The sequence below is a fragment of the Clostridium fungisolvens genome (genome assembly GCF_014193895.1).
In the GTDB taxonomy this organism is placed as follows: Bacteria; Bacillota; Clostridia; order Clostridiales; family Clostridiaceae; genus Clostridium_AR; species Clostridium_AR fungisolvens.
The window spans coordinates 4,980,832-4,998,810 of the sequence record NZ_BLZR01000001.1 but is presented as its reverse complement, the minus strand read 5'-3'; the positions used below and the strand labels follow the sequence as shown (position 1 = coordinate 4,998,810).

Below are 17,979 nucleotides of genomic sequence, written 5' to 3'. Positions count from 1 at the left end.
CTATATCTCATAAAACTTCACCTTCAATAATATATTTAATATGAAAGTAGCTTTATAAAGTTTGGAGGTATGAAATGAGAACGATTTATTTAAATAATGCCTTCGCTTCTTACCCAAAGGTACCTAATCTATATGAAAATATCTTTAAATATTTTAGAATGCTAGAATCAAATAGAAACTTTATAGGATATATAGAAGAAATAAAATCCATGATAGAAGAGACAAGAGGCCTTTTATGTAGATTGGTAAACTTTAAGAAGGATGGCAATGTAGTATTTACCTCAAATTCCACACTTGCGATTAATATGATCCTTAAGGGCATACTTAATAAAAATGATCATGTTATTGTTTCATCTGTTGAAAATGATGTTATTATGAAACCCATAAATTCTATGATATATAATGGTTTAGATATTTCAAAAATCCCTTGTACTGAATCAGGTGAACTAGACACCACAATAATTCCTAGATTAATTAATAGGCACACCAAAGCAGTTGTCCTATCTCATGTTTCGAATGTATCTGGGACAATCCTACCGTTAAGACAAATTGGTGATATTTGCGCTAAATACAACCTATTTTTTATAGTTGATGCATCTCAAAGTCTTGGAACCATTAACATAGACAATGAGGACATCCATGCAGATGCGATAATTTTTAGTGGAAATAAGTATTTACTTGGTCCAGAAGGCATAGGAGGCTTTATTGGTAGTGATAAACTTATTAATAATATGTCTTCAGTAAATAACATCAATAGTCAGGTTCCACCTAATAGTATGGGTGCTATTAATGAAAAGCTTGAACTAGGAACCTTAAACTATATTGGTATATATGGATTAAACCTTGCATTAAAATTTTTACTCAATATAGGTATAGATAACATTAAATTTAAAACCGACGAATTAACTTCTTTGCTTATAAATGAATTATTAAATATAGATAATATACAAATTATAGGAAAATCTAATAATATCGATAGAAGCTGCATAGTATCATTAAAACTTAATTCTCTCAATCCTATTACTGTTCACGAAAAACTCTTAGAAGACGGAATTTATACAGGAGTAGGCCTGTTTTCCAACTCCTCTCATAATAAATTAATAAATACTTTTCCCAATGGACTTGTTAGATTGAGTTTTAACTATTTTAATACATTAGAAGATATTATTATTACAGTGGATAAACTTAATAATATAATTCGAAATAGTAAATATTATTGATTAATATTAAATGACCTAGATAAATAGAGTAAAGGCTAATTCTCTATTTATCTAGGTCATTTATTTCTTCTCTCCTTAAAAAAATCACTTATTATTAAACTACATCTCTCATCATAGCACCAATTAACCTGTACAAAAAAGCTTAGATTTGTGTTTTGGGTCAAATTTATAATAGAACCACAAGCCCCTCCATTTGGATCAAATGTTCCAATATGGAGTTTTGATATTCTACTTTGTATTATAGCTCCTGCGCACATAACACAAGGTTCTAAGGTCACAAACATTTCACATCCACTTAATCTCCACGACCCAAGATTCCTGGAAGCTTCTTCAATAGCAATTATCTCAGCATGAGCCAAAGGAGATTTTCTTTTTTCCCTTAAATTATGCCCTCTTCCTATTATTATTCCATCCTTAACAATTATGGCCCCTACTGGTACTTCGTTTAGACTTTTAGCTATAATAGCCTCTTTAAGAGCTTCTTCCATAAAGTTCATTCATTATCATTCCTATCTTTAAACAATATAATTATTGTTGTAAAATATTGTATATATTAGATATCACACCAACCCCTTGATAATACTTATTTAATGTTATCATAAATCCATCTCATATTTTAGCTCAAACCTTTAAAATAATCATTTATTTATTAAATTCATATATAAAGCCAAAGACCATGCATAGTCCAGGAAGTACAATTCCTTTCATGCACGGTCTTTATTTATTATTAGTCTAAATATTAGCTTTCTTCTCATCATTCTTTATTAAGTGTAGATTCTAACCTTCTTTATTCTATTTCGTTCAACTTCTTCAACTACAAATCTTGTATTAAGATAGGATACTTCCTCATTTTCTTCAGGCATCTTACCTATCTGTCCTATTATAAAGCCTCCTATAGAATCAAATTCTTCAGATTCTAACTTCGTTCCTATTAATTCATTTAGATCATTTATCCTCATACTTCCATCTACGATATATTCATCTTCTTTTACTACCTCAATAGGATTATCAGTTTCATCATCATATTCATCTTCAATATCACCAACAATTTCTTCCACTAAATCCTCTATGGTTACAATTCCCACGGTTCCACCATATTCATCTAGAACTACAGCCATATGGTTTCTAGTCTTTTTCATTTCACCAAAAAGTTCAGTTATTTTTTTAAATTCAAAAGTATAAAGAGGAGTCCTCATATAATCCTTGACTGAAAAGTTATTATTCACATCCTCAGCCAGTATTAAATCTTTCACATTTAAAACTCCTAATATGTCATCTATAGTCTCACCATATATAGGTATCCTAGAGAATTGTTCATCTTTTATTATTTGAATTATTTCTTCATAGGTCACTTCAACACTTGCTGCAATTATATCAATCCTTTGTACCATTACATCTTTTACTTGAAGGTCCCCAAATTCAAATACATTGTATATCATCTGCTTTTCTTCAATTTCCAGTACTCCCTCTTCCTCACTTACATTTACAATTGTCTTAAGTTCTTCTTCCGTTATAAAATGTTGATTGATAGTAGTCTCTCCACCTAGCATTTTTATAAACAATAGAGATATTTTATTAAATATCCAAACAAATGGCTTTAATATATTAACTACTAAACTTATAGGACCTATTAAATGTAAAGATACAGATTCAGACTTCTGTTTAGCTAATGACTTTGGAGTTATCTCACCAAATATTAATATTAAGATAGTCATTACTGCGGTAGCTATAGCAGCCCCCCAATCACTTTTTACAAGTCTTACAGTTACAGTTGTAGCAAGAGCAGAAGCTCCTATATTCACAACATTATTACCAATTAAAATACTTCCTAAAAGTTTATTAGGTTCTTCTGTTAGTTTTTCCACTAACTTAGCTCCTTTTATATTTTCCTCCACTAAATGTCTTATTCTTATCTTACTCAAAGACATTAATGCAGTCTCTGCTGCCGAAAAAAAACTAGAAAGAGCTAATAAAATTACTAATATTATAAAGTCCCACATAAGACTAGAGTTCAAAAATCATCACACTCCCATATAGTACAAGAAATCCCATACAGCTTATTATATCTTATTAGGTGTTTTTTATTATTGGCTGCTATAGATAAACTATTCCTTATTAGAATTTATATTTTTAAATTCTCTTACCAGAAACCGTGAGAGTTTTAAAAATAGATTTCAATTCGAAGTGGTACATCTTTATTTAACTATAAATGCTGTAGGTAAAGTTCTTGGACCAGCTAGAGATGACGGTTTATTTATTATTTTATCTTTATAATACATAGTTGTGGATGCTCCTCCATCTAAATTAGCTGCATTATAAACATCGTATTGAAGCAATATATCTTGAACATCTCTTAATGTTGCTCCCACACTTGAAACCTGGCGTCCATCTATAGCAAGCATAACTACAGACCCATCTTTTCTTTGACCAATAGCTGTTCTAGGCGCAATACCCCATCCACCATTTCCACTTTTTATTGTAGGTTCACCATTCACTATTAAAAAAGGAGAAAAAGAAACAGCTTCCATAATATTATTTTGTCTTATTTGATTTAAAGTATATCTTCCAAGTACTAAAACACCATCGTTATTGAAACCTATTACTGAATAATCTACTCCTTCATTTCCGTATACTACTTTTCCTTCATGAACTACTACACCTAAAGGTTTTCCGCCATTCCCCTTACCATTCTCATCTTCAAATCCTCCTGCATTTATACCCACTAGAGCTTTTTCTTCCTTCATTATCTCATCTAATTTCATACCGCTGCTTCCGAGTTTAGTAGAAGAAGCCACTGTTATTCTTTTAGGATCATCAATTATTAATACATATCCTTTATATCTATCATTGCTTATATCAATTAGCTTTATTCCATTGTAAGGATCATTATTATTCTTTTGTTGTTCACTACTTACATCACTTACAGCTGGAGCAATAGTTTGTACTGCTATTTGAGATATGTCACTATTAACATCATCCTCTATTTTTTGTTTGTCCATTATTTTATTTATTTCTTCATTGCTTAGAAAGAGCGTTGCTATGTATTGATGTCTAAGAGTTGTCATTGCAGTTGTAACTATAAATTCTTTTATATTTTCAAAAGGCCCATAGTAAACTAATGGTATTGATAATGCTAGTCCTATTACAATATTGGTTGAAAAAAGCGCTAATCCATGCTTCGCCACTTTTAATATTTTTTTCTTCTTTCTATCTTTACTTCTTTCTGTACGAGTCTTTCTCATACTTATCCCTCTCTTCACAATAATTAATTTATATATGAAAAAATCACTGAAACGATTTTCTTTAGTGATTTTTTTGCGCATCTGCCTTTCCGAATGCATATGAGGAAAATCTGGCAGGCGACAATTCGTATTTTTTATTCTTTAAATCACGTTATGTTCTAAGTGTCACTCATATATATCCACAAATATAATTAAATTATAAAAGGTCTAAAGAATAAAAGACTTATGTAATTAACTTACATTAAATATAAACTATTTTTTTCCTATTTGAAATTAAATTTTTATAAACTTTATTTTATATATTGCATTTTATAGTATTTGCAATATAATAATATTATTAGTGAACATTGTTCATAAAACAAAGGAGCCTAAAAATGCCTAAGATATTACTCAATATTAAAGATAAATTGACCGAAGAAGGTAGATTAGTTCTTACTAATAGTGGCTATAATAATTTCAATATAAGAGATATTGCTAAATCCTGCAATATAGGTATAGGAACATTTTATAATTATTTTTCTAATAAAGATGCTTTAATTATAGAAATTATAACTAATGACTGGGATAAGGTAATTGAACTTTCTAATTCACTTATATATAAAGATATCCACATAAAAGATAAATTATTTCTAATTTATTCTGATATAGATAAATTTTTATCTACTTATATAGATACTTTTATGATGATGACAGCGGATGGTTCTAAAGGTTGCCCACACCAATATATATTTGATCAAATTTATGAGGCTCTAGAAAAATCAATTAATATAGCAATAGAAAAAGGAGAAATAAAACCTTTAATAAATACTAAAAAGTTAGCTAAGCTCATAATAAACTCTATGACCTTTGCAGTAAAACAAAAAGACATATCCTTTGATGAAATATACTACTCAATCAAAATGTAATTTATATCATTTAGTTGAACTAAACTAAATGATTTTATTTTAATTTTAAATGAACACAGTTCAGAAAGGAGTTTTTCATGGCAAAAAACAATCGAACACTATTACTCATAATCTTCCTATTAGGTATTTTTATAGGTGCTTTAGACACTGGTATTGTATCTCCAGCTAGAACAGTAATAGCTTCTCAACTATCAATATCTTCTAGCAGCAGTGTATGGATAGTAACTATATATACGCTTGCATATGCCGTTTCTATGCCTATAGCGGGAAAATTTTCTGACAGGTATGGTAAAAAGAAAGTTTTCACTTTAAGCATAGCTTTATTCGGAATAGGATCATTACTTTGTGGTGTTTCTAATTATGCAGGCAGCTTTTCATTTCTTTTGGCAGCAAGAGTGATCCAAGCATTGGGCGGAGGAGGAATAATGCCAGTAGCCACTGCTTATATAGGCGAAAGCTTTCCAATTGAGAAAAGAGGTTCTGCTCTTGGATTGGTAGGAGCTATATATGGTGTTTCTACTACATTAGGACCAACTGTTGGCTCTGCACTACTTAATTTAGTTGGTAATTCTAATTGGGGTGTATTATTTTTAATTAATGTTCCAATATGTATTGGCGTAATAATAACAGCATTAATTGTAAAAGATGAAGGTATTGTAAAAGAACCTAAAAAGATGGATGTATTGGGTAGCATTATAGTGACTTTATTAATTCTTGCATTAATGTATGCACTTACAAACTTACAATTTCACGACTTTAAAAACAGTATAGCTTCAACCAAAGTTTGGCCTTACCTGCTAGCATTTATAATTCTACTTCCTATATTTATAATAGTTGAAAGAAAGTCTTTAGATCCCATTTTAAACCTTAAATACTTTACAAATAGAGAGATTGCTCTTACACTTTTGATTTCTTTCATAACTGGAGCAGGTATGATGGGAATAGTGTTTGTGCCTCAATTTGGAGAAAATGCATTAAAGCTAAAAACTGGTTCAGGTGGCTATCTGGTAACTCTTATGGCTATATTCTCAGGTATTTCAGCACCATTAGGCGGAAGACTTGTAGACAAATATTCACCTAAGCTAGTACTTAGTATGGGATTTGCCTCCACCTTGATAGGAAGTTCAACCTTAGCTTTCATTGTAGCAAAAAATCCATCTTTTATTTCTTTGCTAATTGGGTTAGCTTTTATAGGTCTTGGAATGGGATTCTGCATGGGAACACCACTTAATTATCTAATGCAAACAAATGTTGATCCTAGCGAAACAGCATCAGCCCAATCAACACTATCTCTAATAAGATCTATAGGTGTTGCAATATCACCTAATATACTTATAGGATTTATATCTGAAGCTGGGAAAAATATATCACCTAAATTAATGACTATACTTCCTAAGGTAACTATCCCAGGCAGCAATACAGCAGTTTCTATGACTCAAGGAGGTTCATCATCAATATCTCCTGATCAACTAGCAGCTCTTCAAAATGCTGATGTTACAACAATAACTGATGTACTAAAACAATTCAGCGGTTCAATGATAGATAAATTTTCTCCAATGCTAAAGCAACAATTACAAAATAGTAAGCTTCCAAAAGGAGTCACTGCAGATACCTTGGTTGCCCAATGGAAATCAGACTATCTTGCTCAAATAGATGCAATTAGGTCTTCAATAGAAAATATGTTCCAAAGCACCTTAAATGAAGGCTTTGCAAAATTATTCATAGGAGCAGCTGCAATAGCGCTATTAGGCTTGATATTCACTCTTTTATTATCAAGGAAGACAAAACCTGTAAGTTCTAATTAATAACTTTAAGAAATCAAAATAGAAAGCTTTACCTTCATTAAATAAACTTCTTATTAGAACAAACAAATAAAAGTCTACTAAAATATTTTGAGATAAATAATTTAGTAGACTTTCTTACTTTATTGGTGCTGTTAAATATGTCCTAACATTTATATGTACATTCTAATTTGTACCTGAAGATTGTTCCTGTTTGCCTGAGTCTGCAGTATTTGAGGATGTTTGATTGCTTGAAGTATCACTACTTTTAGTAGAATCACTGCTTGTACCATTAGTACCAGACGGTGGTGTAGTTGAATTACCTGTTTGCCCACTGCTTTCAGTTGTACTAGCAGAAGCTTCTTGCTTAGTAGTATCAACTGTACTATTACTGCTAGAAGGTTGAGTATTCTTACTTTCTGTGTTTGTGGTTATATTTGAATTATCATTTGTTAAAGAAGTTGTGTTTGAACTTGATTTTGATGTATTACTTTTGTTACTATTCTTACTACTACCTGTCACTGCCTTTGTAGTGTTGGTTGTACTTGTAGTTTGTGATATTCCACTAGTATCTGCACCATTTTTTTTAGTAGTACTAGTATCTACAGAAGTGTCCTTAACTTTAATATCAGTCTGCTGTGAGCTTGTATTATTATCTTTCACCCCACTCTTATCATCTGGCTGTAAAGTTTGATCTTTTTTAGTTGATATGTTTACATTATTTATAACGGCGTCCTTCTTAGATAGATTTCCATACTTATGTATACCTGTAGCTATAGCTGAAATTGTAGCAACTCCAACTACTATGTTTGCCATAATTAATAGCTTCTCTTTTTTCCCCATATACCCTCCATTACATTAATAATATTACTTGTCTAAAACTACCTTACTCTGACCATAAATCACCCTAATTTTATTAAATATATTATATCTAATTCATTTTCAAATATCTATATTTATATATCACTGCAAAGTAACTCTATTGTATACTTATACAAAATTAAATATTTAAATTTACACCTTGCTACAAAGTAAAAGTATAGCCCTCATATTTAGATAACTATTTATAAATAAAGTTAAATCACTATAAATACTATATTTAAAGTCCTTTCAAAATTTATTAAACATCTATATATTATATAAGTATAAAATGCTATAATATAAGTATATACCTATTTTTTGAATTTGGGAGAACGATATGACTAAATATATGCAAATAGCAAATGATATAAGAAATCAAATAGTTCAAGGTACTCTTCAGGCAAATGAACAGTTACCATTTGAAAAAGATCTTTGTGAAAAATATGATGCTAGTAAAATGACTGTAAAAAAAGCTTTAGATATATTGGTATCAGAAGGATTGATAGTAAAAAGAAGAGGTTCTGGTACCTTTGTAAAAAGCATAAGCAATACTGATATGAATAAATTACTTGTTTCAAATCAATTCAGGGGATTAACTGCATTATATAGCACTAGAAAGGTTACAAGTGAATTATTAAAATTTGAAGTTATAGCAAGTAATGAAGAAATTAGATCAAAACTCAATTTAGAAAACGAAGAATTTGTTTATAGTATACTTCGCGTTAGATATCTAGATAACAATCCCTTTGTTATGGAAAACACCTACATGCCTATAGGGTTGATACCAGGACTAAAAAAACAGCATGCTTTAGACTCAATTTACTCCTACATAGAAAATGATTTAGGTTTAAAGGTTCAGAGCTCACATAGGACTATACGTGTTAGAAAATCAAATGAGTTAGAACAGGAACACTTAGAATTAGAACCTAATGATCCTGTTGCAGTGGTAGAACAAGTTGCCTATTTTGAAAATGGTAGTGCATTTGAGTATTCTATATCTATCCACAGATATGATCGTTTCGCATTTGAAACAGTAATTGTACGTTAAAGATAAAATAATACTATAACTAAAACTCTCTGATAAAAAAACTTAACTTGTTAGGGTACTAAATGAACTCTAACAAGTTAAATTTTAATACGTATTATTTATTTTTATAGAAATTATATATAACTTTTTCAGCAGGCTTCCCAAAAACACTATAACCATCATCATTAAAAGCTTCTTTTTTATCATAAAGCTTGGCTTTCCAATCCCACAAACCAAATCCATTTACCCAAGATCTCTTTTCAGTTTTTTCAAACATAGTGTTATAGAAAACCCTCTGTTCTTCAAGATTAACTTCTCCTTTTAACTCCCAATTATTCGGTATAAAAGAAGATCCTAACCTACTTGGACATCCAGCTTCTGCAAAAAAGAATGGTTTATTATACAATTTTATTATACCTTCTATTCTATCAAGTTCTTGCTCCCACTTATCTATAGGATAATAACCGCTAGAAGAAATTACATCTACAGCATCCCACCACTTTAAATTACTCTCTTGATATTTATCAGTATTATATGAAATTAATCCATTATATTCTTTTCTTATTTTTGATATTAGGCTTCTCCAATATTCTTCTTTTCTTTCTGTTTGCACCATTTCACATCCGATTATAAGCATATCACAATTCATCTTTTGAGCTATTTTAGCATAATGAATTATGAACTCTTTATAATTTTTAAACCAATCGCTCCACTTTGGTTCACAAGGTGCTTCGATATCAAAGAAGTTTATATGAGCTCTCCATATGCCATTCCTACAATTTAGTATAGGTTTCAAAATTATCTTCAAATCTAATTCTTTTGCATAGCTTATTATCTCATATAAATCTTCATCCTTTACAGTATCTTCAGTATTATAATAAATATCTATTGCTTGAGGATTATCTTGGAGTGCCCCGACTGCTAGAATAACATGACTTATGTTAGTCCTTTCCTTAAGCAACCTTAGAGATTCTTTTCCTTTCTGAGACGATAAGTCTGAACTCTTATCCATAAACCCAAAGGTAAAGCCTTTAATATATTCCATATACTTTCTCCCTATAAGTTATATAATTATCTGTATATAAAAAAGCCGCTGAAGAAAGCTTCTTCAGGAAGTTTTTTACACGTCTACCTTTCCGAATGTATACGAGGAAAACTTGGTAGGCGAATAAGTTTTATTCTTATTTTACTGATCCTTGTACACCATTATAAATATGTTTTTGCAAGGATATAAATATGATTAATGTTGGTATTATTACAATCATTATTCCCGCAGCAATTATCTCCCATTGAGATCCCATAGGACCTTTAAAGTTAAATAAGGCTGTAGAGATAGTTCTTAGTTTTGGATCTGGCATATATAAGAATGGGGTATAGAAATCATTGTAGATACCTACTCCGCTAAGTATTACCACCGTAGCTATTGCTGGCCTTAGAAGAGGTAATATTATTCTAGTATAAATGGTAAAGTATGACGCTCCATCTAGCATAGCTGATTCATCTAGCGCTACAGGTATTTTATCTAAGAATTGTAGGAATATATACATTGATATTACGTCAGTTCCTAGATTTAGTAGCAATATGGATCCAATTTTATTGAATAATCCTATCTTTGCTATTATCTTAAACACTACAACTTGATTTGATACAGTAGGAACCAGCATTGCAAAAAGGAATAAACCCAAGATAACCTTTTTACCCCTGAACTTAAATCTATGTAATACATATGCTATCATAGTTCCAAGAAGTATCTTACCAACTAAAGATATAACAAGTATTATAGCTGTATTTTTAAAGCCAGTAACCATGTTTCCTCTTGTAAATGCAGTGATATAGTTATTAAAGTTAAAACTAGAAGGCAATGTAAGAGGTCCTGTAGTTTGATATTCAGTACTTGTCTTAAATGAAGTGAAAAGTATAACTAATATCGGTACTATAGTTATCGCTGCTCCTAAGATTAAAGTTGCATACTTAAATACATCGGAAACTATATATTTAATTTTATATTTTATGTCCATTCCGCTTTTAGGTGACTTTGTTTTTATATTTAGAGCTTTATTATTTACCACTGATTAGTCCTCCTCACTTAAAAACTTCTTTTGGATTAATGTTACGCTTATAGAGATTAGTAATAAAACAATTGCCATCGAGCAAGCAAGTCCTAATTTTTGATACTTAAATCCTGTATCAAGAGTTTGGATAACAAAGGTCTTACTACCATTTGCTCCTTGAGTCATTATATAAGGAATTTCAAATACACTTAAAGCTCCATTTATACCTAAAACTATATTAAGTACAACTATCCTCTTAATGTTAGGTAATATTATACTTATAAATTGTCTCCATCTATTTGCACCGTCTATTTCTGCTGCTTCGTATATCTCTCCATCAATTGATTGTATTGTTCCAAGGAATATTATAAAGTTACCCCCCATATACCTCCAAATCGATGTAAACGCTAGTGATATATTTATTATATTAGGATTCCCTAACCATAACTGAGTGTAATTCCCTAGTCCAACAGCTTTCATTATAGTATCTAGGGTGCCATTGGGTTGGAAGAAATATAAAAATATAAAGCCTATAGCAACACCATTCAAAAGATATGGAAAGAATATTGCACCCTTAAAAAAATTCTTGAATTTAACTTTAAAGCTCAATATAGTAGCAAAATAAAGAGCTATTGCCATCTGTACAAAGGTAGCTAGGAAATAATAAATACTTGTTTTAAAAACCTTAAAATATTCTGATTTAGAGAAAATAGTTTTATAGTTATCGAAAAAAACAATATTAAAATCTTTTGATATTCCATTCCAATCTGTAAAACTATATTCAAACATTCTAACTAGAGGATAATAGCAGAATATTAATAGTAGAGCCACTGGTACAACTGAAAATAGTACAATTATTAGCTTTTTTTGAGCATTGTAACTCATTTTACTTACCTTAAACAATAATATATCCCCCTTCATATAATTTGCTAAAACAAGAACTTTGCAGTTTCCTCCTACAAAGCTCCTATTTTAATAAAACATAAAAAAAACTCATTGCCTATTTACTAAAAATTCACTTCAGAAATCTTATAAAATAAGATTTCTGAAGCACTATTATATTTAATTATTTTCCTGAGACAACCTTTGCTCTTGCTGTCTTCCACTTAGAATTCAAATCATTCATTATTTGGTCATAAGTTTCTTTTGAGTTTCCTATTGCTGCTTCAATTACTCTTCTTCTGAAGTCTGGTTGCCATAAACCAACTTCAGCAGCTTTATCTATCTTATCATTCCATCCGGCTTGACCTTCTTTTGCAGAAGCTGGCATTAAATATTCAACACCTAAATCTTTAAATGCTTGTAATGATTTTGGCATTTCTGCTCCTTTTAATGTTGGTACTGTACCACAATCTTGTGCATATCCTGATTTTTCTACAAACCAAGTAAGGAATTCTTTTGCTTCAGTAACATGTTTGCTGTTCTTATTTACAGCTATTGGGTAATCTGCTGAAAGGTTTGAGTATGTCTTACCATTAACTTGATAAGGGAAAGGCATATATCCTATATCATCTGCATTTGATGCTTGAGCCTGTATTTGAGCTATAGCAAAGCTTCCAAGCTCCATAGCACCTATCTTACCTTGAGCCATAAGAGTCTTAGACTGTTCCCAATCTGTTGTTGTTGGATCTTTTTCTATAAGCTTCTTATTAGCTAAATCATACATAAGTTTATATACTATATAATGAGGAGTTCCTGGTGAAAATGGAGAATCAGTGTTTACCATCTCTTGATTTGTATAAGTATTTTTTCCAAATACAGATAATGTATCTGGCTCCCATTGTACTAATGGCCATCCATCTTTATAGTTTGTATAATAAGGAGTAACTTCTGGTAACTTATCTTTTATTTTTTGCATATCACTCAAAAACTCGTCTGGAGTTTTAGGAAGCACTGTGATGCCTACATCTTTGAATACCTTTTTATTATAAACCATACCACTTACATTCATATCTGAAGGTATGCCATATATCTTACCACCGAATTCATCTCCAACTCCGTCTAACCCATAGTACTTATTAGCTAACTCTTTTTCACTTCCAAGGGACTCAAAATAATTAGGTCTTTCACTTATAGGAAGAGTATTTGGAATCATTAATACATCCCCATATTCGTTTGAAGTTATTCTTGTTTGAGTCTGAGCATCATAATCTGTATATGCTTCAAATTTTAGTTCTATATTTGGATGATCCTTCTTATAGGTTTCAGCATATTCTTTGAACTTCGTGTTTACAAAATCAGTCTTTTGAGTAAGAATCGTAAGAGTTATCTTGTCTCCACTCTTTGAGTCGCTTTTTGAACCACATCCTGTAAAAATACCAGCTGCTAAAACACAACTCATAACTACAGCTAAAACTTTCTTATTCATTTTTAAATTCCCCCTTTTGATTTGTATAATTTCAAGAATATATAGTTATCTCTTAAAATTATAATTCCATAGCATTTTTTATTAATATACCTTTAATATCGTTTACATATATCTTACAAAATTATTATAAACTATATTTATATATATGTCTATATACTTATAAATAAAAATATATACTTTTGAATATCATAGGATATATGTTTTTGACAAACTTCATTAATATCTTACATTTTCTAACACATACTAATTAATACCTGTCTATCAATAGATTTAAATTCATTAAGCTTAACCTATATCTATTAATATATTAATTATTTGAACTACTTCCTTAATTAATGTAGTTATAAACTGCACCAATTAGATTTGAATCATTCATATATTCACATCGCCTCACAATTGGCCTAACTTTCGCAATTTCTACAGCAGTCATAAGTTCATCCATAGCCAATTCAATATTATCTATAAGATCCTCTCTTATACTTATACCACCACCAATAACTATAACTTCAGGATCATAAACATACTGAATGTTATATATTCCAATTGCCAAGTTCTTATAAAATCTTTTTACTTCGTATTTAGCGATTTTATCTCCAGCCTCAGCAAGCTTAAATACCTGCTCACCATCAATAGAGCTTTCATTAACTCCTTTAGCCTTTGCATAGCTAGCTGCCATATGAACCGGTGTAGCTACTGAACTCAAAGTAGTATACTCTTCCGATGTTATCATATATCCAAACTCGCCGCCATGTAGATTTGCTCCTTTATGAATCTTTTTATCCTTAATTACAGCACCACCTACACCGGATCCTAGTATTACAAATAGAACATCTTTATTGTCCTTTGCTGCACCTACCCATACCTCTGCTAAAGCTGCGCAGTTAGCATCGTTTTCCATTCTTATGTTTGTTATACCTGTAGCTTTTCCTATCTTCTCTTTAATATTAAATCCATGTATACATGGAACTGCACTTGCTCCACCTATCATTCCAGCACTATCATTTACTGCACCTGGACAACTCATTGCAATTCCTTCAAAATCATACCTACCTTCATAAGCTTCTTTAATATCTACTAATCCAGAGATTAATGCATCTATATCTTCTTTTGGAGTATTAAACTTACCTTTTTCATGTATATTTCCACTTCTATCTAGCACCCCATATTTTATGGTTGTACCACCAATATCAAAGGTTAATATGCTCATATATATACTCACCTTTCTATAAAAATGAATTAATTAAAATTTATTATTATATAAATATCAATTTCCCTATAACTTATCTGTAAGATATATGTGTATAAAAAAGTCACTGAAACGACCTTATTCAGTGAGTTTTTTTATGCATTTGCCTTTCCAAATGTATATGAGGAAAATATGGCAGAAGAATAAGTTTTACTTTTTACATTAAATAATATTCAGATGTATTTACCCTAAAAACCTTTTAATCTCTAGGGTAACACATTCTGATTTTGAGTTTAGTTTTAGGGTAAACTAATAAAATATGGACTAAAACCCATTATTTTGTGAAACCGTTTTAAACCAATAACCCGATTTCTTTATAGTCTTAATCTGAGTAGCTAAATCTAAAGATATGAAACCATATCTATTTCTATATGCATTCATCCATGACCAACAATCTATAGGAGTCCAAAGGTGATATCCAAAACAACTTGATCCTTCTTGTATACCTTTATGAAGAAATTCTAGATGTTCTGTAACAAATTCAATTCTATAGTCATCTAAAATCATTCCATTTTCATCTTTAAACTTTTCTTCACCATACACACCCATTCCATTTTCAGAAACATACCATGGGATATTTTTATAATTATCTCTTATATTAATTGCTATATCGTACATAGCTTCAGGATATATCTCCCAGTTTTTATGAGGATTTACCCTTCTTCCTGGCATTTCATAGTATTCGTAATATTTATCAGGAAGCCAACCATTCTTCGTTTCATCAAATTCATGTTCTACCGCTTTAACTCTTAATGGTTGATAGAAGTTTACTCCAAGAAAATCAATTGTATTATTTTTTATTAGCTCTAACTCTTCATCTGTATACTGCCACATGACACCATCTTTTATAAAAATCTCGGCTAAGCCTTCTGGAAAACATCCTAAAACCGCTGGATCAAGAAACATTCTATTATGGAACTTATTTGCAAAATCTGATGCAGCTAAGTCTTCTTTTGAATTTGATCTAGGATAAGCAGGAGTAAGATTTAATACTATGCCTATCTTTCCATCATTACTATTTTTACTTAATCTAAATTGCTCTATAGATTTTGCTGAAGCAAGATTTAAATTATAGGATACTTGAACAGCTTTCTTACCATCTATTAAATTAGGATAATGAAACTGATTTATATATTCACCTTGTACGATAACTATTGGCTCATTAAAAGTCGTCCAATGTTTAACTCTATCTCCAAACAAATCAAAGCATACTCTAGAGTACTTTGCAAAAAGCTCAACTACATGCTTTGATTCCCAACCACCATACTTTTCATAAAGTTCTATCGGAAGATCAAAATGATGTAAATTTATAACTGGTATCATTCCATTAGTTATACATTCATCAATCATTTCATTGTAAAATCTTACTGCATCTTCTTCAATTTCTGCAGTTTCAAAATCCTTTATAAGACGTGTCCATTGAATAGACGTTCTAAAAGAATTAAATCCTATAGATTTCATAAGTTTCAGGTCTTCTCTGAAGCTATTATAAAAGTTTGAGGCTACATTAGGACCTACTCTATCAAAAAAAGCTTCTGGCTCTATATCATACCAATAATCAAATACACTTCTATGTTTTTTGTTAAATCTTCCTTCTGATTGAGGCCCAGATGTAGCTGCCCCCCACCAAAAATCTTGCGGAAATTCATGTTTCAATTAATATCACCTATCCTTATTATATTTTGCTTTGACGTAGTTGTATGTGTTTGTAATTCCATATCTATATTATTTATAGATAGTAAAATATATAAAATCTTTATTAATATTTACTTAAAGTATTAAAAGGTGAGGCAGGTAATCCTATATTATTAAATAAATTTATTTCAACATAGTTCTTCCAACCATAAGCAACACCTATGGGTTCATTTACTCCCTCGCTATAAACAATAACTTTATCTTTTTCAATATAAGCCTTTGCAGGGTGTAAGATTTTGTTTTTATCATATATCTCGAAACCTTTTAATTTTATATCATTCTTCGCTATCAATTCACCAGGTAATACATAATCAAAACCTATCTTTATCTTGTTATCAATAATCTCATAACTGTTATATATAGGAGAGTGTCCATTTATATTTTCCTTATATACATCTTGCCTTGCAGCTAAAGCAAGCCTTTCTCCCACTGGTTTTTTATCCTTAGGATGAACATCTTCTGCTTCTCCTAAATCTACAGTGACTATCATAGATGTGTTTTTAATATTTTTATAAGTATATAGCTGCGCATCTCTAATAATCTGCCAAGTATCAAGTTTTTCATCATTAAACATAGGGAGTTGCACAAATATAAAAGGAAGTTCTGGGTTCTCCAAGTCCTCTCTCCAACTTTTTATAAGTCTATGAAAAAGCTTCTTATATAAATGTGCTTTTGCTGAATCTTCTTCACCTTGATACCAGATAACACCTTTTACTTTAAAAGGAGTTATCTTTCTAAACTTTGTTTTATATAATCCACATGGCCTTTGATATGACTTTTTTCCAAGTGGAGGTGGCCATGGAACACTGCCTATTTCTTCATGAAGCTGTGCCATGGATCTTTCAGGATACTTTTTCTTATATTCTTCTTCTCTTTTGTTATAATCCTCTTGTGATTTATAGAATTCAGCTGTTAATCTATCTTCTTCTTCATCTGTAAGTTTTTCTATAGCTTTTTTATATTGCTCTAAGTATACTTCTGATAATTCATTATCATCAGATAAGTATTTTTCATTCATCCAACTAGATGCAGAGGTTCCACCCTTATTACAGTTAACTATTCCTATAGGAACCTTTAAATCATTATATAGATTCTTGGCAAAATGATATGCAACCGCTGAGTAATATGCTACTGTCTCTGGTGATGCTACACTCCACCCTGTATCTATTAATCCCTCTGGTAAAACTTCATCACCATTTTCGTACACTATATCCGGCACATTATAATATCTTATCTCAGGATAATTGGCCTGCTCTATTTCTTTCTCAGCACCTATAGAATCCTTTAAATTAAATTCCATATTAGATTGTCCACCTGCAATCCAAACTTCACCTATCAAAATATTTTTTAAAATTATTTCTTGGCCCTTTGATAATATATCCATATCAAAAGGTCCCCCAGCTTTAAGATTTTTAAATATTAGTCTAAACTCACCATTTTTAGCATGGGTCTTAATTTCTTGTCCACATATTTTACCTATTATTAAATCATTATTTTCAGCATTCCCCCAAATAACAACCTCAGAATCTCTCTGAAGAACCATATTGTCAGAAAAGATTGGAGCTAATTTAAATTCCAATATT

The 17,979-nt window shown here is 30.6% G+C and carries 15 protein-coding genes; 4 read left to right on the top strand and 11 right to left on the bottom strand.

What is annotated here, in order from left to right:
- Positions 1 to 74 precede the first annotated feature (74 nt).
- Positions 75 to 1,220, top strand: a complete 1,146-nt coding sequence (locus bsdtw1_RS22175) for an aminotransferase class V-fold PLP-dependent enzyme (protein WP_183279635.1) — start codon at positions 75 to 77, stop codon at positions 1,218 to 1,220.
- 56 nt (positions 1,221 to 1,276) lie between these two features.
- On the opposite strand, the gene bsdtw1_RS22170 is transcribed toward bsdtw1_RS22175, so the two are convergent.
- From bsdtw1_RS22170 to bsdtw1_RS22160, 3 genes are all read right to left on the bottom strand, one after another.
- Positions 1,277 to 1,717, bottom strand: coding sequence for a nucleoside deaminase (locus bsdtw1_RS22170; protein WP_183279634.1), 441 nt, complete (start codon positions 1,715 to 1,717; stop codon positions 1,277 to 1,279).
- Between the two features lie 267 nt (positions 1,718 to 1,984).
- Entirely contained in the window at positions 1,985 to 3,235 is a 1,251-nt protein-coding gene (locus bsdtw1_RS22165) for an HlyC/CorC family transporter (RefSeq protein WP_443092663.1), read from the bottom strand.
- Between the two features lie 180 nt (positions 3,236 to 3,415).
- On the bottom strand, positions 3,416 to 4,462 hold the full coding sequence (locus bsdtw1_RS22160; RefSeq protein WP_183279633.1) for a phosphodiester glycosidase family protein: 1,047 nt from the start codon (positions 4,460 to 4,462) through the stop codon (positions 3,416 to 3,418).
- A gap of 374 nt (positions 4,463 to 4,836) precedes the next feature.
- Between bsdtw1_RS22160 and bsdtw1_RS22155 the strand changes: the two genes are divergently transcribed.
- On the top strand, positions 4,837 to 5,367 hold the full coding sequence (locus tag bsdtw1_RS22155) for a TetR/AcrR family transcriptional regulator (protein ID WP_183279632.1): 531 nt from the start codon (positions 4,837 to 4,839) through the stop codon (positions 5,365 to 5,367).
- A gap of 77 nt (positions 5,368 to 5,444) precedes the next feature.
- Complete coding sequence (locus tag bsdtw1_RS22150) at positions 5,445 to 7,172, top strand: MFS transporter (protein ID WP_183279631.1); 1,728 nt, start codon at positions 5,445 to 5,447, stop codon at positions 7,170 to 7,172.
- Positions 7,173 to 7,334: 162 nt separating this feature from the next.
- Here the strand turns inward: bsdtw1_RS22150 and bsdtw1_RS22145 are convergent, their stop codons facing one another.
- Positions 7,335 to 7,991, bottom strand: coding sequence for a hypothetical protein (locus tag bsdtw1_RS22145; protein WP_183279630.1), 657 nt, complete (start codon positions 7,989 to 7,991; stop codon positions 7,335 to 7,337).
- Between the two features lie 355 nt (positions 7,992 to 8,346).
- On the opposite strand from bsdtw1_RS22145, the gene bsdtw1_RS22140 reads away from it, so the two are divergent.
- The gene (locus bsdtw1_RS22140) at positions 8,347 to 9,057 is read left to right on the top strand and encodes a GntR family transcriptional regulator (RefSeq protein WP_183279629.1); all 711 of its coding nucleotides are present in this window, start codon (positions 8,347 to 8,349) and stop codon (positions 9,055 to 9,057) included.
- A gap of 94 nt (positions 9,058 to 9,151) precedes the next feature.
- Here the strand turns inward: bsdtw1_RS22140 and bsdtw1_RS22135 are convergent, their stop codons facing one another.
- The 7 genes from bsdtw1_RS22135 to bsdtw1_RS22105 all read right to left on the bottom strand — a co-directional run bounded on the left by bsdtw1_RS22135 (position 9,152) and on the right by bsdtw1_RS22105 (position 17,975).
- Entirely contained in the window at positions 9,152 to 10,081 is a 930-nt protein-coding gene (locus bsdtw1_RS22135) for a glycoside hydrolase family 113 (RefSeq protein ID WP_183279628.1), read from the bottom strand.
- A gap of 136 nt (positions 10,082 to 10,217) precedes the next feature.
- Positions 10,218 to 11,054: a carbohydrate ABC transporter permease gene (locus bsdtw1_RS22130; protein ID WP_183279882.1), complete on the bottom strand. Its 837-nt coding sequence runs from the start codon at positions 11,052 to 11,054 to the stop codon at positions 10,218 to 10,220.
- 54 nt (positions 11,055 to 11,108) lie between these two features.
- Entirely contained in the window at positions 11,109 to 11,990 is an 882-nt protein-coding gene (locus tag bsdtw1_RS22125; RefSeq protein WP_183279627.1) for a carbohydrate ABC transporter permease, read from the bottom strand.
- A gap of 163 nt (positions 11,991 to 12,153) precedes the next feature.
- Entirely contained in the window at positions 12,154 to 13,455 is a 1,302-nt protein-coding gene (locus bsdtw1_RS22120; protein ID WP_183279626.1) for an ABC transporter substrate-binding protein, read from the bottom strand.
- A gap of 328 nt (positions 13,456 to 13,783) precedes the next feature.
- Positions 13,784 to 14,662, bottom strand: coding sequence for an ROK family protein (locus bsdtw1_RS22115; protein WP_183279625.1), 879 nt, complete (start codon positions 14,660 to 14,662; stop codon positions 13,784 to 13,786).
- A gap of 303 nt (positions 14,663 to 14,965) precedes the next feature.
- Positions 14,966 to 16,357, bottom strand: a complete 1,392-nt coding sequence (locus bsdtw1_RS22110; protein ID WP_183279624.1) for a glycoside hydrolase family 1 protein — start codon at positions 16,355 to 16,357, stop codon at positions 14,966 to 14,968.
- A 103-nt stretch (positions 16,358 to 16,460) separates the two neighbouring features.
- A complete protein-coding gene (locus bsdtw1_RS22105; protein ID WP_183279623.1) occupies positions 16,461 to 17,975 on the bottom strand; it encodes a sialate O-acetylesterase in 1,515 nt (504 codons plus the stop codon).
- Positions 17,976 to 17,979: the final 4 nt, after the last annotated feature.